Origin of the sequence: uncultured Leifsonia sp., assembly GCF_945957465.1 — a bacterium.
Classification (GTDB): domain Bacteria; phylum Actinomycetota; class Actinomycetes; order Actinomycetales; family Microbacteriaceae; genus Leifsonia.
On sequence record NZ_CAMFLC010000032.1, the window covers coordinates 20240 to 45218 of the forward strand.

Below are 24979 nucleotides of genomic sequence, written 5' to 3' on the forward strand. Positions count from 1 at the left end.
GCGTGTCGTCATCAGCGTTCTACCGTCTCGATGGTGCATACGACGTCGCCCATGCGCAGGCTGGTGCCGGATTCGATCGTGTAGGGCACTCCGGGCTCGAACCGGCGGGGTGGGTCGGTCTGCGTCTCGATGCCGTTGCCGCTGTGGTAGTCGGTGACGACGATGCGGCCCTCGTCGTCGACGTCGATGAGGGCGTGGGTGCGTGACAGCATGCGCTCGGGGCTCTCGACGGCGATCGGCTTGCGATCGCCCACGGCGGCGGGCTGGCGGCCGAGCACGACGCTCTCGCTGGTGTCCACCGACTCCTGGGTGGTGAAGCGCAGGCGCAGGCGCGGCCGAGTGATGGCCGGGGGAGTGGGCTTGGCCATGACCGTGTGGTCCAGCTCCTCGACGGGGACCACCAGCGCGCGCACGACGGGCAGCTCCTCGACGGTGGTCGCGGCGTCGGGTACGACGGCCTTGACGTCGATGGGGTCTGCTTCGACACGGTGGGGTTCCGGCGTCTTGCACTGGACGCACACGGGCTCGGTGACGGGTTGGAGCCGCCGGCAGATGCGGCAGCGTCCCTCGTGGACGGTGAGCCCGTCTGCCGGCGGGATCGTGCCAGCGGCATCGAGGAGCTGCACGGTGCCCCCGGGCCGAACCCCGCGCGTCCACGTCTGGCTGCTGTCCTTGACGGTGAGGCGCACCGGCCTGTGCAGGCGGATGGCGATCGCCACGCATCGGGCGATCATGCCGGTGCGTAGCTCCTCGACGCTGGCGGCCTCGCAGGGCCGCTCAGTGCCGTTGATCGTGATGCTGCCAATGTACGTCGGTGGAGCATCTGTGAGCTGGTCGCTGGGGCCGTGGATGCTGGCGACGACTTTGGGCCAGTCCGCGACAGCTTCTGATGCGCGGAGGGCCTGTGTGGCGCTCATAGCCCGCGGGCGACGGCGGCCGCGGCGGCCAACCACGCCCGTTGCGTCGAGGGTCGCAGAGCGCCGTAGTGCAGCACGCCGTCGACCATTGCTTGGTCGAAGGGGATCGTGACGGCTTCGCGAGTGATGTCGCGGTAGCCGGCGGCGACGCGCTGCATGTCGGCCGCGGTGGCCTTGGGGTCGGCCTGCGTGACGACCACCACGGCGTTGTCGGCCAGCCGAGCGGATCGCTCGTCGCGATCGGCCAGCGCTTCCAGGAGAAGCGCGCCGGCCTCGGCGTGGTCGTCGCGGGTGGTGGTGGCCACCACGAGCTGGTCGGCGTGATCGATCATGCGCCGCCACATCGGATCGGACTCGTCGTTGCCGGAGTCGATGAAGATCAGCCGGTAGTACTTGCTGGCGACGGCGTGGATGGCGTCGACGTCCTCGGGCTCGATGCGCTGCTCTTGGGCGAGCGCCATCGGCTTGGACCGGAGAACGTCGAAGCGGTCGCGGGTCTGGTGGTGCACGTAGTGGGCGAGGTCGGCGGACTGGGCGCTGGTGCTCAGGAGCCGATCGACCTGGGGCAACAACTCGAGCAACGTCGACTCGTGCGGCCCCTGCTCGGTCCGCCAGCCGAGCGTGCCGCGGGTCTGGTTGTTGTCCCAGGCGAGCACGCCCGCGCCTCCGTAGCGGGCGAACACGCCTGAGAGGAGGACCGTGCTGGGGGTCTTGCCAGCGCCGCCCTTGCCGTTGACGATCGCGATCGTGCGCGGGCCGGGCCAGTGCTGGGAGACGGCGAGCACGTCGGCGCGCTCTGCGCGCTCCTCCTCGCTGGGGCTCATGCGGATGCCGGCGCGCGTTACCAGGCCGCGCCACCCGGTGGTGGCCGGCTCCTCGATCTGTTCCCGAACCAGGAACGATTGGCGCATGGCTCGACGTGTCGGAAGGGCCGCAGCCGGCGCCGCGGCGGCAGCGGTGACCCATGAGCCGGGGCCGGCCACCGCTGCGTCGGGCTGGTCGGCCTCCGCCTGCTGGGTCACCGGTTCCGCGGCGGGCTCAGGGGCCTGCGGTCGTGCTTCGCGGCTGTCGTCCTCGGTCACGGTCTGGTCCGGGTGGATGATGAGCGGCCATTCCCCGGCGGGGTCGCGGGTGAGGACGTGGAGCGGCCGGCCGAGCTGTTCGGCGCGGGCCGCGACGATCGCGACGACCTGAGCGCGCGCCTCGTCGACGTCGCCTGCGGCAATCTCCGTGGCGGTGCCGCCGATGGATACCTGGGCGGTGCCGTCCTCGTTGAGGGTCGCGGTGGCGCGGGGCCAGGCGGCTGCTTCTGTTGTCGTGCTCATGTGGGTGTTTCTCCTTCCGCTCATCCGCCGATGGTGATTCCCACGGTCTTCATGAAGGCCACGGGATCGGTGGGGGAGCCGTTGATCATCATTTGAAAGTGGAGGTGACAGCCGGTGGAGTCACCAGAGGAGCCGATACGGGCAATCTGCTGCCCTGCGGTGACCTTCTGGCCGTCCTGGACGAGGATGCCGGAGGCGTACATGTGCAGGTAGACCGTCTGCACGCCGCCGCCGTGGTCGATCACGATCGTGCCGTTCGAGCCGTAGCCAACGCCGAAGCCGCTGGCGATGACGGTGCCGGTCTGGGCGGCGTAGATGGGGGAGTCACAGCCACCGGCGATATCGACGCCGGCGTGGAGCTTGTACACGCCGCTGATCGGGTTCACGCGCATCCCGAAGGGATCGCTGATGGGGCCGGCGGCCGGAAGCGCCCAGCCCTGAGCGCTGACGGTACCGGTGCCTGTGCCGACCCCGGAGCAGACCTGGTTGCCGGTGCCGGTGCTCAGGCCGAGCTTGGCTCCGGTGAGCCCTTCGACGACGGCCACGGCGGCGTCCCAGTACTTGGCGTAGTAGTACGGGTCCGCGTTGACCTGGACCTTGTGCGCGGCGATCGTGGGCGCGAGGGAGTCGCGGTCGGTGATCGTGGCCAGCTTCTTAAAGAAGTTCGTTGCGCTGATGTAGGGGTCCATGCGGTCGCTGAGCGACCCCCATGCCCCGTTCGCGCGCTGCTGGAACAGGCCGCGGCTGTCCGGCCCTACAGCGTCGCCGTAGTTGAGCACGCGCAGACCGGATTCGCCCATCGCCGTCATGACGCCGATGGTCTGATCGCGGGAGCTGAGCTTGAGATCCTTTCCGGCCTGGATCACATACGCGGCGTTCACGAGCTGGTCGTGCCCGTATCCGCTGATCGTGGTGTCGGGCACGGTCTTGGGGTCGATGGTGACCCCGGCGGCGCTGCTGCCGGTGGGGTTGCAGCTCGCGGACGCCGACGACGTGAGTAGCAGCATCCCGAACACCGTGGCGAGGATCAGCACGGGCACGGTGATGATCGCTACGAGCCCCCCAGACTTGCGATCCATCGTCAGTGTGTCCCCGCGGGAGGCGTGAATCGGCTGGCCAGCCAGGGCGACGCGCCGTCGCGTCGCGTGAGGATGATCGTGTAGGTGCCGGCGTCGGTGGGAACGTCCACCGACACGGCGTAGGTGCTGCTGTCGTCCACGATGGCCCCGTTACCGGTGAGCTTGTGCGCCGGGATGTTGGCGGGGTCGACGGACTGATAGTCCTGCTGCGCCTGCGGCGTCAGGAGAGGCGACAGAGCCGCCCACCACTCGGTGGAGCTGAGGTCCGGGCGCGCGAACGCCGTGAGCGCCTTCTCGGACGCGGCAACGGCGTTGGCCCGCTGCGACGCATCCCAGGCGGGTGCGGGCTTCGGGTTGACCGTCCCGCCGCCGGACTCGTCGTCGAGTTCGGTACCGTTCGGGGCTGGGGTGAAGGTGTTCAGGTCCGGTATGGAGACACCGGAGGGCGCGGGGGAAGGGCTCTCGCTCGGCGGCTGTTCGCTGTTACCGGCGCATCCGGCCAGCGCAACCGTGACCAAGACGACGCCGGCTAGACCGAGCGTGCGCTTTCCCCCCATTACCCCTCCTCGTGCTCCTCACCCCGCGCTGACGGCTGTGTCCGCCGTGAGTTCGCCCCCTGCTCTAGAGCTTCTTTCAGTTCATCCCGCAGGATGAACCATGTAGATCCGAGCTTGTAGCCGGGAATCACTCCGTCTTTGAGCCACTTGTAGACGCCAGGCTTCGTGAGGCCCAACATCTCTGCAACCTCTGGGACGGTCAGTGTCTCCTTGCGCCCGTTGAACAGCGCATCAAGCCCTGACGTCACGGGGAACACCGGAAGCCGCAAGCGCATGCGGCTAGTGTAAACGAAAAGTGGCTCTGTTGAACGCTGTTTATACGTGCGTATCTCTGTAGCATGCTGTTGCTCCCAGTAGAACGATCGAGTATTCTTGTCGCGTTAGCGACGTCGAACACAATTATCGAGGGGGGAATGGTGAGCGACGGCATTAATCCATGGATATCCCGACCCACTGACCCTGAGCCGACATCTCCGACGACGAGCGCACCGTCTGTTGCGCCGCCCACAGGCCCGGTCGGGCCTCAGCGTGGGGTTCCGGCTCCGGATCGCGTCGACCAGCTGCCGACGTACGATCGCCCGCAGACAGCGCCCCTGTGGTGGCTCGGAGCTCACGGTGGTGCCGGTGAGTCGAGCCTGGCCGCGCTCGTGCCTGACTGGCTTGCTGCCGATCACGGTTGGCCGCTCCCCCCAGCGGGGATGCCGACGCGTGTCGTTCTCGTCGCCCGCTCCCACGCTCGTGGGCTGCGTGCCGCCCAGGCGGCCGCGACCCAATGGGCGGCCGGCCTCGTTCCGCACGTGGAACTGCTCGGGCTCGTTCTCGTCGCTGATGCCCCCGGCCGGCTGCCGCGCCCACTGCGCGACCTGGCCCAGGTGGTCGGCGGCGGTGTCCCGCGCACGTGGAACGTGCCGTGGATCGAATCGTGGCGTCTGGGGGAGCCGCCGGCTCTCACGGACGCTCCGCGGGAGGTTCATCGACTCGTCGATGAGCTGAGCGCGCTGGTCACACCCGGTGCAACGGGCACCACCTACCGAAAGGAACAGCGATGAGCACGCTGCACACCATCCTGACCGCGGCGAACGACTTCCTGGCGCACGTCCCGGCGGTCGACATTCCGAACCCGAACCCCCAGCAGCCGCCCGGTACGGGCGGCATCACCACGATCATGGCGTGGTTGAAGTGGATCGGGTACGCCGTGGTCGGCGGCTCGATCATCGTTGGCGGCATCCTGATCGCCGTCAGCTTCCGCCGCGGTGAGGGTCACGACGCCCTCCCGAAGATTCTCTGGCCGATGGCCGGCGCGATCGTGATCGGTGCGGGTGCCGCGTGGATCGGCACCATCGCAGGAGGGTGAGGTAGTCGTGAGCGACGAGAACCAGAACGAGAGCCAGAGCCCGTTCACACGTCCGGGCTTCATCGCCGCCGCAATCGTCGTCGCACTGATCGTCGTGTGCGGGATCATCCTCGTGGCCGTCAACGTGGGCAAGGGGAGCCCTAACGCGGCTCCCACGTCCAGTACGAGCACGTCTCCCAGCGTCATCTCGTCGCCCGGCCCCGTGTCGGGCGACTCGAGCGTTTGCGGGCTCGGTGGAACGGAGCTGTCCGGCAGCGTCACGAGCGCACCCGCGGCCTCGTGGAAGTACGAAGGGACCACGGCCTATCCGACGTCCTCGACCTACGGGCCGGGCAAGACCGATCCCGCCGGGTTCCGTTACTGCTTCCAGCACTCTCCGACAGGCGCTCTCTTTGCCGCCGCAAACGCGCTGGCCGCTCCCAGCGACCCAGCCGCGTCGAAGGCATGGCAGAGCTACTTTGCAGCTCCTGGCCCGTACCGAGACAAACTCCTAGCGCAGGAGGCCAACGGGAACTCGCAGGCTGGCACACGCCTCTCGATTGCCGGCTTCCGCCTGCTCTCATACGACGGCAAGACAGCTCAGGTGGACATCGGCGGGAACGGTTCGTCGAACGGGACAAACGTCACCTTCTCGGCGGTCTACAACCTTGTGTGGGCCGATGGCGACTGGAAGCTGAACACGGCCAATGACGCACCATTCGACTTCGCTGGCGTCCCGAACCTTGCCGGATACACCGCCTGGGGGCAGTGATGGCTTGCTCACTTGGTGATCCGGCCGCCTGCGTCGGTGACCTCGCATCGAGTGCGATCGGTAACGCGATCGACAACATGGCGAAGGCGGTCCAGGAGGCTTTCGGTAAGGCGGTGGCCTCGCTCGGAACGGTGTGGGTGAACATCGGCACCCCGAACCTGACCGGATCGGGTGGCAGCTCGTCGATCGCCGCGGGGTCGTCGGCTCCGAACTCGGAGGGCATCACGACGGTGCTCAGCTACGTCACGTGGGTGTCCTTGGCCATCTGTGGTATCGCCATGATCATCCTCGGGATGATCGTGGCTTCTCGCTTGCGATCAGGCCAGGGCATTGCAGCGGTCGGCCGCGCCGGCATCATCTTGGGCGCGGTGGTCCTGATCAGCGGGGCGAGTTCGCTCGTCTCGACGATCATCGCCTCGGGGCCGAGCGGCGCCGGAGGCGCGGTCGCGTTTCTGCAGGCGGGGCTCTGGTGGTACATGGGCGCGCTGGCCGTGCTGTCGGTTATCATCGGCGGTGCCCGGATGGCGTGGGAACAGCGCGCCGAACCGGGACGGGAGACGCTGAAAAGCCTCGTGACGCTGACCATCGTCGCGGGTGCCGGCGTGACCGTCGTCGGCCTCCTCGTCGCGGCGTCCGACTCGTTCTCGGTCTGGATCATCAACAAGTCGCTGGACTGCGATGTAGCCGCGGCCGGGTCCACGTGCTTCGGCACGAACGTGCTGAACCTGCTGGCGCTGACGACGAACCCGGCCGCGGGTGGCCTGGGCTCGCTGCTGATCATCATCTTGGGGCTAATCGCGATCCTCGCGACGGCGTTTCAGATCGTGCTCATGGTCGCCCGCGGGGGCATACTCGTCATCCTGACGGGCATCCTGCCGCTGTCGGCGTCGTTCACGAATCTCGAAACCGGCAAGGCGTGGTTCCGCAAGAACGTCGGCTGGCTGCTGGCGTTCATCCTCTACAAGCCGGCGGCGGCATTGGTGTACGCGGCCGCGTTCCAGCTCGTCGGCACGAACGTGTTCAAGGACGACGGCACGGGCCTGCTGGCCGTGCTCACGGGTCTCATGCTGATGGTGATCGCGCTGTTCGCGATGCCAGCACTGATGAGGTTCGTCACGCCGCTCGTTGGCTCGATGGCTGGTGGCGCGGGTGGCGCTATAGGCGTGGCCGCTATGGCCGCGCTTCCAACCGGAGCTGCGGCGCTGGGACGTCTCGGCACGGGTAGCGGTAGCAGCGGCCCCGATGGGGGCACTGGGAGCACGGGTTCGACCGGCTCGACCGGATCGCCCTCGGGCAGCCGCGGCGGCGGCGCGCCTGCGTCTCAGCCCGGCGGCGGTGGTGGTGCGTCCACGGGTGCAGCGAAGTCGACGGGTGCGGCCGCGGGCTCCGGTGGTGGAGCTGCGGTCGGTGGCGGAGCTGCGGCCGGTGGCGCGGCAGCCGGAGGCGGTGCTGCTGCGGGTGGTGCGGCCGCGGGTGCGGCTGCCGGGCCGATCGGAATGGGCGTGGGGGCAGCGGCCGGGGTGGTCGCTGACGGCGCGAAGAAGGCCGCACAGGCCGTTCAGAGCGTTGGCGAACAATCTACGGAGGGAGGCCCCAGTGGTGGCCGTTGATTCAACTCAGGAAGGCCCTCGGACCTACGGCAACTGGCGGCGTCCGACGTCGCCGGGCCTGCTTGGTCTGGGCACGGTGGGTACGGGGCTGCTGTTCGTGGCCCTGTTCGCGATCCTGATCGCGCTCATGTCCGCCGGCATCCTGGCAGCGCTGATCACCGCGGCGATCGCGGGCGGTCTGCTGCTCCTCCTGGTGCTTAAGAACGCTGATGGGCGCAGTGTCCTCTCCCGCGCCTCGAACCGGATCGGATGGTTCTCTGCCCGTTCGCGCGGGACGCACCTGTACCGGTCCGGTCCTTTGGGCCGCACCGAGTGGGGCACCTACCAGCTTCCCGGCGTTGCGGCAGCGACGCGGCTTAGCGAGCACACGGACTCCTACGGCCGTCCGTTCGCGCTCGTCTACACGCCCGTCAGCAAGACCTACGCCGTGGTGATCGGGACCGAGCCTGACGGCGCGTCGCTGGTCGATCCGTTGCAGGTCGACACCTGGGTTGCCGACTGGGGTCACTGGCTGTCCCACCTGGCCGACGAGCCGGGTATCGAGGGCGCTTCGGTCGTAATCGAGACGGCCCCGGAGTCCGGCACCCGCCTGCGTCGTGAGGTCGAGCTGAATCTCGACCCGGACGCTCCCGAGTTCGCCCAGGCGATGCTGCGGGAAGTCATCGACACTTACCCCGCGGGCTCGTCGACGGTGAAGGCGTTCGTGACGCTGACCTTTAACGCGATCCCGCGCAAGGGTGCACAGCCTCGCAAGCCGGACGAGATGGCGCGCGAGCTCGCTGCGCGCCTGCCCGGTCTGACCGGCAACTTGCAGGCCACCGGGGCGGGGGCTGCTCGCCCGCTCGCGGCGCAGGAGTTGTGCGAGACGATCCGGATCGCCTACGACCCGGCGGCAGCACAGCTCATCGACGAAGCGCACGCCCAAGGTGAGACGCCCGAGCTGTCGTGGCCGGATGTCGGGCCGACCGCGCATCAGGCGTCGTGGGCGGACTACCGCCACGATTCTGCGACGTCGGTCACCTGGGCGATGACGCAGGCTCCGCGGGGAACGGTGCAGTCGGGTGTTCTCGCCCGGCTGCTGGCCCCGCATCGGGATATCGCTCGCAAGCGGGTGACGATCCTCTACAAGCCGATCGATCCGGCCCGTGCGGCCGGACTCGTGGAGTCGGACCTGACGGCCGCGCAGTTCCGTGCCAGCGCGACGCGGAAGCCGCAGGCGCGTGACACCCTCGCGGTGCGCGCCGCGGCCGCGACCGCGCAGGAGGAGGCATCCGGCGCCGGGCTGGTGAACTTCGCAATCTTGGTCACCGCGACGGTGCTCGACCCGGCCAGGGAGCCGGAGGCGGCCGCCGCGATCGACAACCTGTCGGCCGGTGCGCGCCTGCGCGTGCGCCGGGTGTACGGGTCGCAGGACTCGGCTTTCGCGATGGCGCTGCCGTTGGGGCTGATCCCGACCAAGCACGTTCAGGTTCCCTCCACGCTCCGGGAGCGGGTGTGATGACGATGGCGACGAACAAGAAGCGCAAGAGCACCAAGAGCCCCACTCAGAAGGCGCAGACGACGACCGAGCCGCGCCCGCTGCGCCCCAGTGGGCGCGGCTGGATCGGTCGCGGCCGCGGTACTGCCGGATACGTGCAGGCACCCGTCGAGTACCGCGGCACCACTGTTCAGGTGTGCGGGCTGTGGCCGTTCTCGGTGGGTACGGGCGCACCGCTCGTGGGCGTGCCGCTGGGGCGGCACCTCTACACGGGTGCGACGGTGTGCGCGGACCCGATTTCGTGGTTCCAGCGCGCGAAGCTGATCAGCAACCCGAGCGTGTTCGTGCTCGGGTTGCCGGGCCTGGGGAAGTCGACGACGGTTCGACGGATGGCCGCCGGCTTGGCCGGCTTCGGCTCCATCCCGTTCATCCTCGGAGACTTGAAGCCGGACTATGTTGACCTGATCGAGGCGCTCGGCGGACAGGTGATCCGTCTGGGCCGCGGCCGCGGGCACCTGAACGTTCTAGACCCGGGCGAGTCGACCGAAGCCGCGCTGCGGCTGCGTGAGGCCGGGTATGAGAAGGAGGCGGAGGAGGTTGAGGCGGATGCCCACGGCCGACGCCTCACGATCGTCTCTGCCCTGCTGACGATCCTGCGCAAGCAGCCGCCGTCCGACGTCGAGGAGTCGATCGTCGATCAGGCGCTCCGCATCCTGGATCGGCGGTTCGTCGACCAGGTGCCGGTGCTCGCGGACCTGCTTGCGATCGTCCAGGAAGGCCCGGCCGAGCTGCGCGAGGTCGCCGTCGACCGTGGCGACTTTGCCGAGTACCAGCGCACGACCCGCGGGCTGGAAGCATCGCTGATCAGCCTCGCCCGCGGCGGCCGCCTCGGGGAGACGTTCTCTCGGCCGACCACGAATCCGATGCGGCGTGACCGTCCGGTGGTCTACGACATTTCCGGGCTGAAAGAGACCGACGTTGACCTGCGCGCCGCGACCCTGCTTGCCTGCTGGTCGAACGGGTTCGCCACGGTGAACGTGGCGAACGCTCTAGCTGAGGCGGGCCTAGAGCCGCAGCGGCACTACTTCGTGATCATGGACGAGCTGTGGCAGGCGCTCCGCTCCGGTAGCGGCATGGTGGATCGGGTCGACTCGCTCACCCGTCTGAACCGCCAGTTCGGTGTCGGGCAGGCGATGATCACCCACACGATGCGCGACCTCGACGCTCTCCCCACGGAGGAGGACCGGATGAAGGCGCGCGGGTTCGTCGAGCGTGCCGGCATGGTCGTGGTAGGCGGCCTTCCGCACTCGGAGATGCCGCTGCTGACCACGGCCGTGCCGTTCTCGCTGGCGGAGCAGAGTCTCCTCACCGGCTGGTCTGCGCCGCCGTCGTGGGACGCCACGACCGGGAAGGAGACGGAGCCTCCCGGCCGCGGCAAGTTCCTGATCAAGGTGGGTGGCCGCCCCGGCATCCCGATCACGGTCAAGCTGACCGAGACGGAGCGCTCGACCAACGACACGAACAAGCGGTGGCACGCGCAATCCCGTGTCGGCCGGCGCCTGCACGCCGTCGAGCCGGAGGAGGCGGTGTCGTGAGCACGCCGAACAACCGCCGCCGCGACCCGGGCGGCCTGTCGGCGGAGTCCATTCTGCTCGCCGCCGGCATCGTGATCGTCATCGTCGGTGTGGTCGGGGTGAACCTCGCGGTTCGGCTCGGCCACCAGCTCGACCACACGGGGGTCACTCTCAGCAGTGATCCCTTCACGCTGACGTTCCAGGTCCTCATGGGCAAGGTGCCGTGGCCGGCGTCGGGCACGTGGATTATCGCCGTGGTCGCGGCGATCGTGCTCGCCCTCGCCGTCCTGATCGTCGTGGCGATCGCCCGCTACCGGAAGGGGCGGACCCGCGTCGACCGATCGGCCGCGTACATGGGCCGCGGCCGCGACGTCGCGGACCTCAGCCGCAAGAGCGCTCTGGAGAAGGCTCAGCGCCTCGGCGTGCCCGACGCGCCCGGTGTTCCCATCGGGCGCACTGTCGCGTCAGGGCAGCCGCTCTACGGCTCCTGGGAGGACATGCATATTGACATCTGGGGGCCGCGCACCGGTAAGACGACCAGCCGCGCCGTACCGGCCATTCTCGCCGCTCCCGGCGGGGTGCTCGTCACCTCGAACAAGCGCGACGTCGTAGACGCCACCCGTGACGTGCGGGAGAAGGCCGGCCCGGTGTGGGTGTTCGACCCGCAGGGCATCGCTTTGGAGGAGCCCACCTGGTGGTGGAACCCGCTGAGCTACGTCACCGACGAGGTACGCGCCGCCAAGATGGCTCAGCACTTCGCCTCCGGCTCCCGCGACGCGGACGCCAAGACCGAAGCGTTCTTCGACTCGTCCGGCAAGGACTTGCTTGCCGGCCTCCTGCTTGCCGCGGCGCTGGACGGCCGCCCGATCACGGACGTGTACACGTGGCTGACCCGGCCCGCCGATGACACGGCGGTGGAGATCCTTCGACAGCACGGCTTCCCGCTGACCGCCGACCAGGTGGCCGGCGTCATTGACGCGCCGGAGAAGCAGCGCGGCGGCGTCTATGGCACCGCCCAGCAGATGGCGTCCTGCCTGACGAACCGTCAGGTCGCCCGCTGGGTGACCCCGTTGGGCGGGAACGCGAGCGATCGGCGGCCTCAGTTCAGCCCGGAGGCGTTCGTGCGCGAGGGCGGCACGCTCTACAGCCTCTCCAAGGAGGGCCAGGGAACTGCCGGCCCGCTGGTGACCGCGCTCACGGTCGCCGTGGTGGAAGCGGCGGAGGAGCTGGCCGCTCGGTCGGCCGGCGGCCGCCTCAGCACGCCGCTTCTGGGCGTCCTGGACGAGGCGGCGAACGTCTGCCGCTGGCGCGACCTGCCGAACCTCTATTCGCACTACGGTTCGCGCGGCATCGTCCTGATGACGATCTTGCAGAGCTGGTCGCAGGGCGTGGAAGTGTGGGGCGAGTCCGGGATGCGCAAGCTGTGGTCGGCCTCCAACGTGAAGGTCTACGGCGGCGGCGTCTCGGAGGCCGGCTTCCTCGAAGACCTCTCGCGGGTGATCGGTGACTACGACCGGCTCTCCTCGTCGACGTCGAGCGGGCGCGGGCAGCGCACGGTGTCGCAGCAGCTCCACCGTGAGCGCATCCTGGACGTCGCGGACCTGGCCGCGATGCCCAAGGGGCGCGCCGTGGTGCTTTCCTCCGGCTCTCGGCCGACGCTGATCCGCACTCAGCCGTGGATGACCGGCCCGCACGCGGCCGATGTGCGGGCGTCGATTGCCGCGCACGACCCGCAGGCCCAGCACACGATCAGCGAGGCGCAGCACGACGTCGCCGCCGTTGAGGCGACCATCGGGAGCGAGGCGCGATCGTGAGCGACTGGGGCGAGGACGACTACGAGCCGCAGGACGCCGGCAGCTCGTCGACCACTGCAGCAGCTCCGGCCGGTGGCCGGGCATTCGGCATCGACGTCGGCGGCCTGGCCGACGAGCTGGTGGATGCCGCGGTCAAGTCGCTGGTGCGCAAGGAAGTGTCGGCCGTCGCCGCCGATGCCGTCAAGGACGCCCTGACCGACGATGTGCTGGACGCGCTCCGCGCTCGGGCTGAGACGGCGGCCGCCGCGGCGATCGCCGCGCAGCTCGAAGATTCCGGGCTCGACGATGACGCCGCGGCCGATGTGCCGGACGCGGCAGAATCCGTCCTGACCTACGGCAGCGTCGACGAGTTCCTGCGCGAGTATCTGCGCAACGTGTACCGGCGCAAGATCGACGGCAAGAACCGCGTGTGGGCGGCCGAATGGTGGAAGTACGACGAGGCGGTGATCCGTCTCGAAGCGCTCTGGCGCTCCTGGGAGTTCCTGCGCCGCGATCCCTCGACCGGGATGAGTGTGTGGTGGCGTGACCACGCCGACACGCACTTGGCCGTGCTGATGGACCCCCAAGGCCCGTTCGCGCCGGCCGACGCGATGGCCGTGGAGAACCAATGCAGCAAGGGCGATCCGCTGCCCTACAAGCGACCTCCGGAAGGGCTGTTCCCCGACGTGCGGGAGCCGAACGGCGACCAGTAGGTCGCGATCCATCCCATGCCCCCAGTGCTGGGGTTATGCGAGCCGGCCTGGGCTCGTCGGCCGCTCTGGACGCTCCTGCCGGCCATAGGCTCTGAAGGTGGACCTCACCAGCTCGTACGAACGATTCGTCCCCGAAGCGGTTCGCGCTCGCTACACCTTTACCGAGACACGCAACGCCGCTGCGGTCCTCTGGGCGACGAACACCGACCTATTCGACGAGGTTGTTGCGTCGCTCGATGAGTTTCAGTTGAAGGCGGACGACCTGGTGAATCCTGGTGGCCAAGAGTCACAGCTGGCCAAGCGCTTCAACACGGCGCTGCGTTCGCGCGGGTGGCGCGAGGCGCGCGTAGACACGGAGATTGAGCTCAAGCTGCGCATCATGCCTTACCGCCCGGATGGAGAGCGGGAGGCAACTGTCACCAGCTCGACCGTCTCGAACCGCGGCTACAAGGTGGACAACTTCAAGGGCCGGGTCGCTCTCGACTTGGAGTGGAACGCGAAAGACGGCAACCTCGACCGAGATCTCGGCGCGTACCGGGCACTGTTCGATGCGGGCCTCATCGACGCAGCGGTGCTCGTCACTCGGACACAGGATGATCTACGCGCATTCGGCTACCAGCTTCGCATTGGTGTCGGAATACCGGAGGCTGAGGCTCGCAAGGTACTGGGCACGACCACGACTACTAACCTCGACAAGCTGCTGCCACGCTTGACGCGCGGGGACGCTGGCGGTTGTCCGGTGTTGGCCGTGGCCATCAACTCGACCACGTGGGATGGTGAGCCAGCCACGCCCCCTTCCTCGCTCGCGGACATTCACGACGAGCCGGAAGAGGACAACGCGATCGACGACACGGACACGTTGGACGAATAGATCCAATACGGGTAACTAGATCTTTGTTTGCTAGGGTGTGCTTGTGACGAGCGCCGCCCTGAGTATCGATCAGACCCCAGACATCGCCCCCCTGCCGACGGTCGAGGGAGGCTTCCAGACGGTTCTGGCCGACCCGCCGTGGCGCTTCACGAATCGAACGGGCAAGGTCGCGCCGGAGCATCGGCGGCTGGATCGCTACAGCACGATGGATCTTGACCAGATCAAGGCGCTTCCGGTTGGTGACGTCACAGCCAAGAACGCCCACCTTTACCTCTGGGTGCCCAATGCCCTCTTGCTTGAAGGAATCGAGGTGCTACAAGCGTGGGGGTTCCGCTACGTCTCCAACATCATTTGGGCGAAGCGCCGCAAGGACGGTGGGCCGGACGGTCGCGGCGTTGGTTTCTACTTTCGCAACGTCACCGAGCCGATCCTCTTCGGTGTCAAGGGTTCCATGCGCACCCTGGCACCGGCTCGCTCGACCGTCAACATGATCGAGACTCGTAAGCGCGAGCATTCCCGGAAGCCCGATGAACAGTACGACCTCATCGAGTCGTGCTCACCCGGCCCCTACCTGGAGATGTTCGCCCGCTACGCGCGGGAAGGTTGGAGTGCATGGGGCAACGAGGCGGACGCCGAGGTTGTCCCGAAGGGGCAGAGTTACCGCGGCTATGCCGGTGGCGAGCTTGAACGGGTCCCGATGTTGGAGCCCCACGAGCGCACTAGCGAGTGGCTGTCCAATCGCATCGCCGGCATCTTGGCCGACGAGTATGAGCGTGGCACGAGCATCCACACGCTTGCTCAGGACACTGGGTACAGCATTCAAAGGGTGCGCACCCTTCTCGACCGCGCCGGAGTCAAAAAACGGAACCGCGGCCGGCCCGCGAAAACAGCCGTCGCTTCCTGACGGCCGACGCTATGAACCAGGGGGTGTTGTCGCTTCGGTCGGTCGCCCAATAATTGACCCACCGTCGATCCCCCCAGCGACGGGGCACGAAGAAGGGCCGCGCTCCCCCAGCGCGGCCCTTCTCCCTGTCTGGTGTCCGGTTCAGCGGCTCTGTTCGCTGCGCTGCACCTGAACCCCGCGGCTGCGCGCCTTCCGCGCCTTCGGTGCCTTGGTCGGACCGCCGGCAGCCACCGCGGCGGTGGCCGGCTTCGCCTGGCTGACGTCCGCGCGCATCCGGGTCGCGATGACCTCCTGATCGATGCCCTTGCTCTCCAACTCCGCCGCGGTGGACGCGCGCCGTTCGGAGCTGTCGTAGGTGGCCGCGCTGTCCTCTCGGGCAGCGTCGGCGGTCACGGTGCGCTCGTCTGCCTCGGCTTGAGCTCGAGTACGCTCCTCCGGGTCGGGCTCGTACTCGGCCGCGGCGCGCTCCTGCTCCGCCAGGCGGTCTTGCTGGTCCGCCTGGGTGAGAAGCTGCTGTGCCTCGACGCTCTCGACCGTTGAGCGGTGCCGTTCGACGTCGGCCTGCGCACGCTCCTGTTCGGCGCGCTCGACGGCGGCGCGGACCGCGGCCGCGTCGGCGCCCGTATCGGCCGCGTCGACGCCGTAGCGGGTGCGCAGCTCCTCGCGCATCCTCTCCTCGGCGCGGGCGGCCTCGGGGTCGTCCTGCGCCCATGCGCGGGTGGTCTGGTACGTGCGGCCGATCTGCTCGGGCGTCGATCGCTCCCACCAGTCCGACCGGTAGACGTCTGCGTACTCGGTGCGTGCCGTGCGCTGCTCGGCGTCGAACCGTGTCCGCAGCTCGCGCGCCTCGCGCTCGCTCGCGGCCTGTGCTCGGCGCAGCGCGTCCTCCCGTGCGCGGGCGATGCGCTCGCCTACCTGTCCCGCAGCCGTCACCAGCACGCGGAGCTGCCCCTCGAACGCCTCTGCGATCCCGTCGCTCTCCTCGGCCATGTTCGGCCCCCTCTCCTATCGTTCCGGGCCGCGCTCTGCGCCCGGCCCCGTCCTCTGTCGTGGCTTCGTCGGTTCGATGTTGTTCGGGACCGGCGACGGCGCCGCGGTGGCCGGCTGGCCCTGCCCGGCGCGGAGCCGATCGAGCATCGCCTGTGTCTCCGGGTCGAGCGTCGCGGCCGGCGCGGCCGTCGTCGACGACGCCTCGGTGCTGACCGCCGGTAGGGCGTCGCGTACGCGCGTGAGACGCGCCCGCACGTCCTCGGCCAGGAGTCGCGCCTGCCGGGCCTGCTCGGCGGCCTGTGCGGCCTCGTACACCGCCTGGGTGAGGCGGAGGAGCTGCCGAATCATGGCAGCCTGCGCCACCGTGCCCTGACCGCCGCGCGCGGCGCTGGCAAGCAGCATCGCCGCCCCGGAGATGGCGGTCGTTCCGGCACGGTGCGGCCGCACGGTGCGCGTGTAGGTCTGCGCCGATCGGGACAGTGCCTCCGACGCCGCGGCGAGGTCGCCGGGCGTCTCCTCGGTCGCGTTGGACCAGGCCGCGAATGCGCCGGCCGTCTGTCGCGCGACCGTGGCCCACGTGTCTCGGTCGTCGACGGGCACCGACCGCAGCCGGTCGGCGAGCTGCCGCAGCTCGTCGTTGCGCCGGCCCCACAGCTCGGGGTCCGGCTCCTGCGTCTCGGCTCCCGGTGCGACCACGCGGCGGCCGCGCTTGGCGGCGTTCCACTCCGCGGCCGCGTCGCTCGCCCCGGTCGGTGTGTCCGGCCATCCGTCGCGCAGCCGGGGCAGCGTCAGGTCGCGGCCAAGGTGGCCGCCGCCGTACCAGATCGGCCGCTCCCCGGCCGCGGGTCGTTCGGCCACCGAGTAGCCGGTGATGACGTCGGTTCGCCCGTCCGCGTAGCGAGGACGAACCAGCAAGCCGGTGCGACGCATGCGCCGCACGAACTCGGCTTCGTCGCCGGCCGCGCTCGCGCATCCTCGCACCTTCAACGCCAGCAGGTAGCGGGGCTGATCGGTGCGCAGCTCGGCGCTGATCCGAGCCTGCCGGTCCGGGCCGGTCAGGTGCTCCCAGCGTGGGGCGTTATCGCCGAACTGCGGGCGGGTGCGTTCGTACTTCGCGCGTGCTCGCGACCGTGCCTGAGCCTCCCGCCCGGCCGGGTCGTACCCGCGTGTGGAGCGCTCGGCGCGCACCGATTCCAGCTGCTCCAATCCGTACTTCACTTCAAGCGCTCGGGCCGCGACCTGGGCGCGGTGGAAGTCGTTGTGGATCGATGCCTTGGTGCCGTCCTCGCGAACCAGGTTCACGGCGATGTGGATGTGGTCGTTGCCGTTCGAGGACACACCATGACGGACGGCAACCCACCGACACGGGGCCTTTGTGCCCTCGTTGCTGTCGAACTCCATCGCCGTGATGAAGTCGTTAGCGATCTTCCCCCAGTCCTCATCCGTGAGCATCCCCTCGTCGGCGCGCAGCGACAGCGAGCAGTGCCACACGTGACCGCCCGGAACCTCGACGCCGAACGCGGCCCGCGGCTTGTCCAAGTGACGCGCGATCGACAGCGCCGCGTCGCGTCCGAGCTCCGCGTCATCGTGCCACGCCATCAGCGCCGGATCGCCCGCGACCAGGTGCGGTTCGGTGTGCTCGTTCGACCGGCCTGGGCCGGTGAGATACGTCATCAGTCCCGACATGCGATCGCCGCGGACGACATTCGGCATCACGACGCTGCACCGCTCAGCTCGTCGACGAATGCGTCGATCCGATCGGCAACCTCGCGGACCTTCCGCAGCGTCACCACCATCTCAGCCTGCACGTCGCCGGTCGCGTTCGTCGCCTTCGCCATCTGGTTCACGTTGTTCGCGATCGTGGCCAGGAGCCGGTGCGTGGAGAACATCTGAGCGATGACCTCGTGCCGCACCGACGCATTCGACGCGGCGGCCGCAGCTCCTCCGGCGAGAGCGGAGTCCACAAGCAGCTTGGGCACGCTCACCTTGTACTGCAAGGCGAGCGCGAGAAGCTGCCCCTCCTCCTCCGGAGTGACGCGGACGACATGACGGTGCCGGCGGCCGCCCTCGACGCGACGGCGGCGTGCCTGGCGGCGGGGCTCCTGCTCCCCCGCGCTGTCAGAAACGGCCATGCCGTCACCTCCTCTCGGCCCAGCGCAGCGACCCCGCCAAACGCGGGGACCACACGTCCAGTGTGCCGCATCCTCGACCCGGTGTCGAGGATCAAGCCCGATCCGGTCACCGGATCATATAGCTTGCTCCGTCCGGGACTCCGATTGCTGTTGCTCACGTCGTCAGACGGGAGTGGCCGCGGCTTCGCCGCGCGTGCTTGTGAATGTGTCGATGGGCGTCGACGAGAAGCGCTCAGCTCCGTACCATGAGTGCATGGCTACGCAACTGACACCAGAGGAAGCAATCGAGCGTGCGCGGCGTCTACAGGACGACCGGCTGAATGCCGTTCGTGGCGTCGCGGAGGCGCGCCAGGCGCTCGTCGACGTGCGCGAGCAGACCGACCGAGAGCTGACCGAGTTGCAAGCGAGGATCGCGGAGCGGATCGCCAACGCGGAGCGCGATGACGTGCGCGCGTACTCCGCCGCGGTGAGCGCCGGATGGACCGCGGAGGAGCTTCGCAAGATCGGGTTCTCCGAGCCCGACAAGAAGGCTCGCGCCCGGCGACGCGCAACGCGCAAGCCAGCGAACCGACCTGTCTCCGATACGGCTACCGAACCAGCGCAGGAGACGTCCTCGGAGGGTTGACCACGCACTCACGAAAGGCCCCGCGTTCCGCTCTGCGGCGTGGGGCCTTTCGCATGTCCCCGCGGTGCGGGGTTGCACTCCGCTACGAGGCCGTCAAGGGCGCTACGCGTCCCTTCGGGAGAGCCCTGCGGGCTCCCCTTGACCGCCTCTCCACTGCGTGCAAGTCGGCCAGTGTTCCGTTGAAAGCAGCCAGCTCGTCGCAAGCGCCGAACTGCCAACTTTCAATCGGACACACAACAACCGGAAGGCCGAACGATGGACAGGGAAACCGAGCAGATCGAGAACGTCGGAGGGTACGTCGTACCCGTCGACCCGATGGACGAGATGGGATGCGACTCGTGCCAGTGAACGACGACCAGAAGAGGCCCACGATGCTCACACCCAAGGCCCTCGCCGCGCAGCTCGGCGTCGACGTCGAGCACCTGCGCCGGCTACGTGACCAGGGCATCGGGCCGGCCTACATCCGCATCACTCCCCGCACCGTCCGATACCTCAGCTCGGAGGTCGCAGAGTGGTTAGACGGTGGCAGTCCTGAGCCGAGCGGGGACCGACGCTAGTCGGTTAGTGCTCGAAGGTTCTCTAGGCCGGCAACGTACCGGGGCGATCGGTCACGTACCGATTGAGCGAGCTGGGACAAGCCTTCGTTGGCTTCCTCCCGATACGCCTCGATGTACTCGTGGCGGCGTGCCGGTGGGACGTACACAGGGTCATCGACCAGTGCTGCATCGGCTAGAAGTCGCGAGCGAAGCGGCAGGATTAGATCGGGATCGGCGCCCCAGGCGCCCCACGTCCGGTGCCGTCCATCGCTGAGGCCGTCGTCCCACGGGTCGACGTCGATCGGATCGTGAAAGAACATGACAAACGTCCATTGCTCCTCGACCGTGAGCTGGCCAAGGTCGACGGGCGGCAGGAACGTTGTTCCGTCCTCCGCGGTGATCCATGCGCCGGCTCTGAGGGCGTCGGTGGTTGTTCTCAGCAGCGGCAGGATCAGCGGCCACCGCAGCGGCCTGGCGTGCTCATACCGGCCGTCTCCGGGGTCCGCCAACCAGGGCGCGTCCTCGCGGGCGGCGAACCAGAACAGTTCCGGCCGAAGCACTTCCAGCTCGGTCCGGGCGCTCACACGGACGCCTTGTGCGTACCTGTCTCGTCGTACCTGGCCAGAGCGCGGGACACGCTGGACGCGCCCACACCGAAGGTGCGGGCGATCTTCGCGATGCTCACGCCGGCCTGACGCATCCGCGCTGCTTCCTCGACCCGCTCCGGGGTCATCACCGAGGGTCGGCCGCCGACGCGGCCCTGAGCGCGAGCGTGAGCAAGACCCCGCATCGTGTTGTCCCGGATCGTGGCGACGCGGAGCTGAGCGAGCACGGCCATGATCCCGACGATGGCCTCCCCCATCGGCGTCGACGTGTCCACGTCGAGAAACGGCTCGGTCAGGCTCCGTAGCCGGATGCCGCGCCGGCCAAGATCACGGATCAGCTCAATGGCCATCAACTCCGATCCGGCGATGCGATCCAGCGCCCGGATCACCAACGTGTCTCCCTCCCGGAGGAAGTCCAGACACGCCACCCACTGCGGCCGATCAGCGACCCTGCTCGACTCCCCTCGGTCGACGAACACGCGGCCCGCGCCAGCCGCCCGCAGCTCCGCCTCCTGCGCATCCGGGTTCTGCTCGCGCGTACTCACTCGCGCGTAGCCAACGACGTTCATTAGCGCCCCTCCGGCTCTGCTCGATACCCCCGGCCTGCTTGCCGCAACATCCCGCGACGCGGATCCGCTGACGGCGCTGTAGACGCGCGGCCGGCGGCGTTCGCGGACTGTGGAAAGCTCGCCTGCCAGAGCGGGCTCCTCGACTCAGCCCCGTGGTGTGACTCGCCGGGGCCGGCGTCAAAAGGGGCAATCGCCTGCCCGAGTACCGCGGCCAACCGGTCGTTGCGGCCGGTGTCCTGACTATGGAATCGGGCTTCCACGAACGCATCGCGCAGCGGCGCTCCGGAAGCGAACTGCGTGGCGTCGATCCGATAGCCGGCCTGTTCTGCAAGCTGCGAGAAGAACACGAATTGGCTGCGGGTGTTTCCCTCGCGGAAGCTGTGGATCACGTTGACCTCGCCCCAGCTCTCCGCGAGCTGATCGACGAACTCCGCCGGCTCCAAGCCGCGCAGGTAGTTCTTGCTCGCCAGCTTCGCGTACTCGGCTTCGGCGGCCGCGGTCAGGTGCGGGCCGGCGCCGTAGTAGGCGTGCCCGTCCTTGGTCATGAACTGCCCGACCGGCGCGACGCGCTCCTGCCCGGCCCAGTCGTACACGTCCTGGAAGATCGCGCCGTGGATCGCCTTCATATGGTCGTAGTCGAACCGGCCCGCGATCGGTGTCTCCGCCAGCTCTTGGATGCGCGAGTGGGCGAATGCCTCCTCCAACGTGCGCAGCTTGTCGGGGTCAGTCTCGCCGTAGGGCTTGCCCGGTGCGGTGAACTTGTTCCGCAACACAGACGTACCTGGGATGAAGTAGTCATCCCAGGTACGGAAGATGTGCCCGCGGGCCATCAGCCCTGAACGTGTCGGCGGATCGCTTCGCGCGCCTCGTCCCCCGTCAGCTCGTGCCGTGCCTGACGCTCGAGAATGGCCCGCAACTCCGGGTCGGTGACCTCGTGGCCGGCCAGGGCAAGGGCGGCGTCCGCGAACGCCAGACGCTCATCGACGTCGGCCTGAGTCGGCCGAGCGGTTGCGATTGCGTGTGCCATAGTGCGCCCCTTCCGTGAGCTGCTTCCATTCTACTACAACTCACCCGAAAACGGCAGTAACCGGGTTTCGGTTGGTTTGGGTTTCGGTGGAGAGTTTCGGTGTGTGAATCGCAGCGCTAAATGGCGTGGTTTTCGCAGCGCTATATGGCGCGCAGCTAGTGCGGATCTTCTACAGCATGTATCCAAGGTCGGAGCCGATGGATGGGTAGGTCGCGGTCATGGACTTCAGCTGCCGGGTGGTCAGCCCGAGCTTGATGGCAAGACCGAAAATGTTTATCAGTTCGGCGTAGCCAGGTCCGAGTAGGTGGGCCCCGAGAATCTTGTCAGTGGTCTTATCGAGGATGACTTTCGTGGTCGCGGTTGTTTCTCCGACACGGTAGTTGGAGTACCAACCGCTGGTGTCGTTGTACCGCACCTTGATGTTGAGGCCGCTGTCTCGGGCTTCGTGTTCGAGGAGGCCGACCCGGTTGAGTTCCGGGACCGTGAAGACGGTGGTGGGAACGCCCGTATAGTCGGGGACGATGGTGGTGCCTTTGAGCATGTTAGATGCTGCGACCCTCCCCTCGAACGATGCAACGGGCGTCAATCGTTTGCCGGAAGTGTCGGCGGCGTCGCCCGCAGCGTACACGGCCGGATTCGTGCTGCTTTGCAGGTGACCCGCCACGATGACTCCTTGGTTCCCGGATGCGATGTTGGCGGCATCGAGATCCAGACCGTCAAGGTTGGGTACGCGGCCGGCGCCGTGGACTACGAGGTCGGCGCCGAACGTGAGGGTCCTATCGTCCTTTTTCACTGTGACGTCTAGTCCAGCTGTGGTGCGCGTCACTCGGGTAATTGTGGCGGCGCGTTGTATCCGGATTCCAGTCTGCTCGCTCCTAGTGATGAGAAGTTCTACGAGATCCGGGTCGAATTCTTTAAGGAGATGGTCACCGTGGTCGATGATTAGGCACTCCGCTCCGGCACGCGCGGCGATGTGCGCGAACTCGAAGGAGATGAACCCGCCCCCGATGAACACGATTCGCTGCGGCAATACGTCGAGTTCCAAGAAGTCCGTGCTGTCGACCAAGTTCTCGTGGCCGGGGAACGTCAATGGGCGGGGGCGGGCCCCAGAGGCGATTAGGAACCGCTTCGCACGGTGACCTGTGCCGTCGATGTCGATCTCGTGGGGTCCGGTGAATTGAGCGGTGCCATGGAAGGTCCTCACCCCGTTGCGGGTGAGTTCGTCCTCCATCCGCTGCGGCACACGATCGGTGAACCCTCGTTTGTGGCGCATCAGCGCGGACCAGTCGATCGCGACGCCGTTCCCGGTGATGCCTTTGTCTCGCATCCGGTGTGCAGCGTCGATCACTTCTGCACCTCGGCGGAGAATCTTCTTCGGATCACAGCCACGGAGCGCACAGGTGCCTCCGTAAGGCAAAGCGTCCACAATGCCCACCTGCCACCCCTGGGCGGCGCACTTGTTCGCAGCAGCCATACCGGCCGTCCCCGCGCCGATCACGAACAGGTCGTATTCCTCGCTCATGGATGATTTCCTTCCTGCCGGCACCCTGGCCGCATCAAATCGTGCAGTTGTTCGGAGTCGTTCTACTCATCTAGCGGGGATCGCTACCCGCAGTTGTTCGAGCGTCGGCGCGCCAGCGAAGCCGTCGGGCGTGACGTAGATACGGCAGGAGAGCCCAACGGAAGCCGGCGCGTCGGGGAACAGATCTGTGCCGTTGACCAGAATGCTCGGGGACCCGTGAAACCCTGTCGCTTCCGCTTCCTCTGGCGTTTCCACCAGGCGGCGGGTCACGGTGATGTCGGGGCGGTCCTTGGCGATGACGGCCAGCCGTTCCTCAACGATCTTCCAGTTCGGGCATCCATCGAAGTATTGCAAGGTGATCTCCACTGGACCGACAATAAACCTTGCACTGTGGTGCAAGGTCAAGTGGTGAAATAGGGACATGCGAATTGGAGATTTGGCCCTCGTAGCCGGCGTGAAAGCGCAAACCATCAGATTCTACGAACGTCGGGGGCTTTTACCCTCCGCAGCGCGTGAAGCGAACGGGTACCGCCAGTACGATGAGGCGACTGCCGCGCGGTTACGGTTCATCCGAGCGTCACAGGCCGCCGGGCTGACGCTGACTGATATTGACAGCATCCTCGCCCTCCGCCAGGCCGGCGAGGTGCCGTGCGAACATGTCACTACCCTTCTCGTCGGGAAACTCGAAGAGGTGCGCGCTCGGCGACGAGAACTCGCACTCCTCGAGGCAGAACTACAGCACCTCATCGAGGCGAGCCGGGACCTCGATCAAGCTGAGTGCACGGCGGGCGTCGTGTGCCAGATCATCCCACACCCTCAGCCATAGGCGGGGCGTGAGTCGCGGCCATCGATGGCATCCTCGTTGTTAGAGGCAGCGTCTCGAAAATGTAAAGCTTTCCGAGACACGCGAAATGGCTTCCGAGCGGCGAGAGGAAATGAAGGAGTTCTGGGACGCGATTTGTCTTGGAAACTTGTCTTGCCGCGAGGTGTCTCTTCTCTGCCACTGCTAGCAGTTGTTGAGGCAGAATGGCCCGGTGAGACATCTCGGGTACACACGGGTCAGCACCAGAAGCCAAGACGCGAAGCTGCAGGTCGACGCGCTAGTCAAGTCCGGCGTCCAAGAGCGGGATATTTTCGCTGATGTGACCTCGGGCAGCCGGACCGCCATCTCCCGCCCGGGGATGAAGAAGCTCCTCGAGTATGCCCAGCCTGGCGACACCGTCGTCGTCTGGCGCGTCGACCGCCTCGGGCGATCACTCATCGATGTGCTCAACACGGTGAAGCTGCTCCGGGAACGCGACGTGCAGGTGAAGAGCATCTCGGATGGGATCGACCCGTCGACGACGTCGGGGCGGCTGATGCTGAACATGCTCGCCACCCTGGCTGAGTACGAACGCGAGCTTATTACGGAACGCGTCAACGCCGGAATCACGGCCGCCCGGAAAGGCGGCACCAAGTTCGGTCGACCCCTGGCTGATCCGGTTGTCGTCGCCGACAAGCTCAAACTCGTCGCCGAGGCGAGAGCAAAGGGCCGGACCGCTAAGGATGCGGCGAAACTCGTAGGGTGGAGCCGGGCAACCTTGTACCGGCACCAGCAGGCCCTCGCTGCTCGCGAGAGCGGCGCCGTGTAGGTGACACGTGGACGCAGCCGAGCGGTGGCATGTTCTTCGACTACATGTTGAGGACCAGATCCCACTCGCAGTCCTCGCCCGAGAGACCGGGATTTCCGCCCGGACCCTGCAACGCTGGCACCAGCTCTACCGAGTAGGCGGCCTCACCGCCCTGGACCCTCATGCCCGCACCGACAGGGGCATCCGCAGGACCTCGGCCGAGACAGTCACCTTCATCGAAAAGTTGGCGCTGACCCGGCCCCGGCCAAGTATCGCCACGCTGCACCGTCTCGCCGTCACCGATGCGACGGCCCGTAAGGTGCCGGCGCCGAGCTATGCGACGGTGCGGCAGATCGTCCAGGCACTGGATCCGGCCCTTGTCACCTTGCGCAGGTTCAAGGGGTCACCGCAACACCTGAAGCGTCTCGCTCTTTGGCA

General features: G+C 67.7%; 30 protein-coding genes. 16 read left to right on the top strand and 14 right to left on the bottom strand.

The features are described from left to right. Nucleotides 1–11: 11 nt before the first annotated feature. The 5 genes from Q0Q23_RS13930 to Q0Q23_RS13950 are packed head-to-tail and all read right to left on the bottom strand — an operon-like array spanning nucleotide 12 to nucleotide 4153. Entirely contained in the window at nucleotides 12–917 is a 906-nt protein-coding gene (locus tag Q0Q23_RS13930) for an FHA domain-containing protein (protein ID WP_295125001.1), read from the bottom strand. Beyond that, a complete protein-coding gene (locus Q0Q23_RS13935; protein WP_295125004.1) occupies nucleotides 914–2242 on the bottom strand; it encodes an AAA family ATPase in 1329 nt (442 codons plus the stop codon). Before Q0Q23_RS13935 ends, Q0Q23_RS13930 begins: the two co-directional genes overlap by 4 nt. Nucleotides 2243–2262: 20 nt before the next feature. Further along, entirely contained in the window at nucleotides 2263–3321 is a 1059-nt protein-coding gene (locus tag Q0Q23_RS13940; protein ID WP_295125007.1) for a M23 family metallopeptidase, read from the bottom strand. Between the two features lie 2 nt (nucleotides 3322–3323). Beyond that, the gene (locus Q0Q23_RS13945; RefSeq protein WP_295125010.1) at nucleotides 3324–3878 is read right to left on the bottom strand and encodes a hypothetical protein; all 555 of its coding nucleotides are present in this window, start codon (nucleotides 3876–3878) and stop codon (nucleotides 3324–3326) included. Next, nucleotides 3878–4153, bottom strand: coding sequence for a helix-turn-helix domain-containing protein (locus Q0Q23_RS13950; protein WP_295125013.1), 276 nt, complete (start codon nucleotides 4151–4153; stop codon nucleotides 3878–3880). Before Q0Q23_RS13950 ends, Q0Q23_RS13945 begins: the two co-directional genes overlap by 1 nt. 138 nt (nucleotides 4154–4291) lie before the next feature. Between Q0Q23_RS13950 and Q0Q23_RS19985 the strand changes: the two genes are divergently transcribed. From Q0Q23_RS19985 to Q0Q23_RS14000, 10 genes are all read left to right on the top strand, one after another. Then, nucleotides 4292–4927, top strand: a complete 636-nt coding sequence (locus Q0Q23_RS19985) for a DUF6668 family protein (protein ID WP_363316255.1) — start codon at nucleotides 4292–4294, stop codon at nucleotides 4925–4927. Further along, entirely contained in the window at nucleotides 4924–5232 is a 309-nt protein-coding gene (locus Q0Q23_RS13960) for a hypothetical protein (RefSeq protein ID WP_021756266.1), read from the top strand. Before Q0Q23_RS19985 ends, Q0Q23_RS13960 begins: the two co-directional genes overlap by 4 nt. Before the next feature lie 7 nt (nucleotides 5233–5239). After that, on the top strand, nucleotides 5240–5983 hold the full coding sequence (locus Q0Q23_RS13965) for a hypothetical protein (protein WP_295125020.1): 744 nt from the start codon (nucleotides 5240–5242) through the stop codon (nucleotides 5981–5983). A gap of 77 nt (nucleotides 5984–6060) precedes the next feature. Continuing rightward, nucleotides 6061–7593: a hypothetical protein gene (locus tag Q0Q23_RS13970; protein ID WP_295125023.1), complete on the top strand. Its 1533-nt coding sequence runs from the start codon at nucleotides 6061–6063 to the stop codon at nucleotides 7591–7593. Further along, nucleotides 7580–9091: an SCO6880 family protein gene (locus tag Q0Q23_RS13975; protein ID WP_295125026.1), complete on the top strand. Its 1512-nt coding sequence runs from the start codon at nucleotides 7580–7582 to the stop codon at nucleotides 9089–9091. The genes Q0Q23_RS13970 and Q0Q23_RS13975 overlap by 14 nt, the downstream gene beginning before the upstream one ends. Continuing rightward, nucleotides 9091–10665: an ATP/GTP-binding protein gene (locus tag Q0Q23_RS13980; protein WP_295125029.1), complete on the top strand. Its 1575-nt coding sequence runs from the start codon at nucleotides 9091–9093 to the stop codon at nucleotides 10663–10665. Before Q0Q23_RS13975 ends, Q0Q23_RS13980 begins: the two co-directional genes overlap by 1 nt. Further along, on the top strand, nucleotides 10662–12458 hold the full coding sequence (locus tag Q0Q23_RS13985; protein ID WP_295125032.1) for a type IV secretory system conjugative DNA transfer family protein: 1797 nt from the start codon (nucleotides 10662–10664) through the stop codon (nucleotides 12456–12458). The genes Q0Q23_RS13980 and Q0Q23_RS13985 overlap by 4 nt, the downstream gene beginning before the upstream one ends. Then, nucleotides 12455–13150, top strand: coding sequence for a DUF4913 domain-containing protein (locus Q0Q23_RS13990; RefSeq protein WP_295125035.1), 696 nt, complete (start codon nucleotides 12455–12457; stop codon nucleotides 13148–13150). Before Q0Q23_RS13985 ends, Q0Q23_RS13990 begins: the two co-directional genes overlap by 4 nt. Nucleotides 13151–13247: 97 nt before the next feature. After that, a complete protein-coding gene (locus Q0Q23_RS13995; protein WP_295125037.1) occupies nucleotides 13248–14021 on the top strand; it encodes a BglII/BstYI family type II restriction endonuclease in 774 nt (257 codons plus the stop codon). Between the two features lie 43 nt (nucleotides 14022–14064). Then, a complete protein-coding gene (locus Q0Q23_RS14000; protein ID WP_295125040.1) occupies nucleotides 14065–14925 on the top strand; it encodes an MT-A70 family methyltransferase in 861 nt (286 codons plus the stop codon). A gap of 141 nt (nucleotides 14926–15066) precedes the next feature. Here the strand turns inward: Q0Q23_RS14000 and Q0Q23_RS14005 are convergent, their stop codons facing one another. From Q0Q23_RS14005 to Q0Q23_RS14015, 3 genes are read right to left on the bottom strand one after another with little or no spacing between them, the layout of a single operon-like run. After that, the gene (locus Q0Q23_RS14005; protein WP_295125043.1) at nucleotides 15067–15915 is read right to left on the bottom strand and encodes a hypothetical protein; all 849 of its coding nucleotides are present in this window, start codon (nucleotides 15913–15915) and stop codon (nucleotides 15067–15069) included. Nucleotides 15916–15930: 15 nt separating this feature from the next. Beyond that, on the bottom strand, nucleotides 15931–17631 hold the full coding sequence (locus Q0Q23_RS14010) for a relaxase/mobilization nuclease domain-containing protein (protein WP_295125046.1): 1701 nt from the start codon (nucleotides 17629–17631) through the stop codon (nucleotides 15931–15933). After that, nucleotides 17628–18047 (bottom strand): MobC family plasmid mobilization relaxosome protein, encoded by a 420-nt coding sequence (locus Q0Q23_RS14015; RefSeq protein WP_295125049.1) that lies wholly within the window; start codon nucleotides 18045–18047, stop codon nucleotides 17628–17630. The genes Q0Q23_RS14010 and Q0Q23_RS14015 overlap by 4 nt, the downstream gene beginning before the upstream one ends. A gap of 211 nt (nucleotides 18048–18258) precedes the next feature. Between Q0Q23_RS14015 and Q0Q23_RS14020 the strand changes: the two genes are divergently transcribed. The 3 genes from Q0Q23_RS14020 (at nucleotide 18259) to Q0Q23_RS14030 (ending at nucleotide 19229) form a co-directional block, all read left to right on the top strand. Then, complete coding sequence (locus tag Q0Q23_RS14020; protein ID WP_295125052.1) at nucleotides 18259–18672, top strand: hypothetical protein; 414 nt, start codon at nucleotides 18259–18261, stop codon at nucleotides 18670–18672. Nucleotides 18673–18927: 255 nt separating this feature from the next. Next, on the top strand, nucleotides 18928–19020 hold the full coding sequence (locus tag Q0Q23_RS14025; RefSeq protein ID WP_295125055.1) for a ribonucleotide-diphosphate reductase subunit beta: 93 nt from the start codon (nucleotides 18928–18930) through the stop codon (nucleotides 19018–19020). 23 nt (nucleotides 19021–19043) lie between these two features. Further along, nucleotides 19044–19229: an AlpA family transcriptional regulator gene (locus tag Q0Q23_RS14030; protein ID WP_295125059.1), complete on the top strand. Its 186-nt coding sequence runs from the start codon at nucleotides 19044–19046 to the stop codon at nucleotides 19227–19229. Here Q0Q23_RS14030 and Q0Q23_RS14035 read toward each other — a convergent pair. The 6 genes from Q0Q23_RS14035 to Q0Q23_RS14060 form a co-directional block, all read right to left on the bottom strand. Then, nucleotides 19226–19792, bottom strand: coding sequence for a hypothetical protein (locus Q0Q23_RS14035; protein ID WP_295125062.1), 567 nt, complete (start codon nucleotides 19790–19792; stop codon nucleotides 19226–19228). The genes Q0Q23_RS14030 and Q0Q23_RS14035 overlap by 4 nt on opposite strands. Continuing rightward, on the bottom strand, nucleotides 19789–20382 hold the full coding sequence (locus tag Q0Q23_RS14040; RefSeq protein ID WP_295125065.1) for a recombinase family protein: 594 nt from the start codon (nucleotides 20380–20382) through the stop codon (nucleotides 19789–19791). Before Q0Q23_RS14040 ends, Q0Q23_RS14035 begins: the two co-directional genes overlap by 4 nt. Continuing rightward, a complete protein-coding gene (locus Q0Q23_RS14045; RefSeq protein ID WP_295125068.1) occupies nucleotides 20382–21212 on the bottom strand; it encodes a Fic family protein in 831 nt (276 codons plus the stop codon). Before Q0Q23_RS14045 ends, Q0Q23_RS14040 begins: the two co-directional genes overlap by 1 nt. Beyond that, a complete protein-coding gene (locus Q0Q23_RS14050) occupies nucleotides 21212–21409 on the bottom strand; it encodes a hypothetical protein (RefSeq protein WP_295125071.1) in 198 nt (65 codons plus the stop codon). The genes Q0Q23_RS14045 and Q0Q23_RS14050 overlap by 1 nt, the downstream gene beginning before the upstream one ends. 169 nt (nucleotides 21410–21578) lie before the next feature. Beyond that, a complete protein-coding gene (locus Q0Q23_RS14055) occupies nucleotides 21579–22931 on the bottom strand; it encodes an NAD(P)/FAD-dependent oxidoreductase (protein ID WP_295125074.1) in 1353 nt (450 codons plus the stop codon). A gap of 66 nt (nucleotides 22932–22997) precedes the next feature. Further along, nucleotides 22998–23297: a thioredoxin family protein gene (locus Q0Q23_RS14060; protein ID WP_295125077.1), complete on the bottom strand. Its 300-nt coding sequence runs from the start codon at nucleotides 23295–23297 to the stop codon at nucleotides 22998–23000. 55 nt (nucleotides 23298–23352) lie between these two features. Here Q0Q23_RS14060 and Q0Q23_RS14065 point away from each other — a divergent pair, with 55 nt between their 5' ends. The 3 genes from Q0Q23_RS14065 to Q0Q23_RS14075 form a co-directional block, all read left to right on the top strand. Further along, nucleotides 23353–23757, top strand: a complete 405-nt coding sequence (locus Q0Q23_RS14065) for a heavy metal-responsive transcriptional regulator (protein ID WP_295125080.1) — start codon at nucleotides 23353–23355, stop codon at nucleotides 23755–23757. 208 nt (nucleotides 23758–23965) lie between these two features. Then, a complete protein-coding gene (locus tag Q0Q23_RS14070; RefSeq protein WP_295125083.1) occupies nucleotides 23966–24562 on the top strand; it encodes a recombinase family protein in 597 nt (198 codons plus the stop codon). Between the two features lie 7 nt (nucleotides 24563–24569). After that, the coding region (locus Q0Q23_RS14075) for a helix-turn-helix domain-containing protein (protein WP_295125086.1) at nucleotides 24570–24979 on the top strand (410 nt) is incomplete at its 3' end.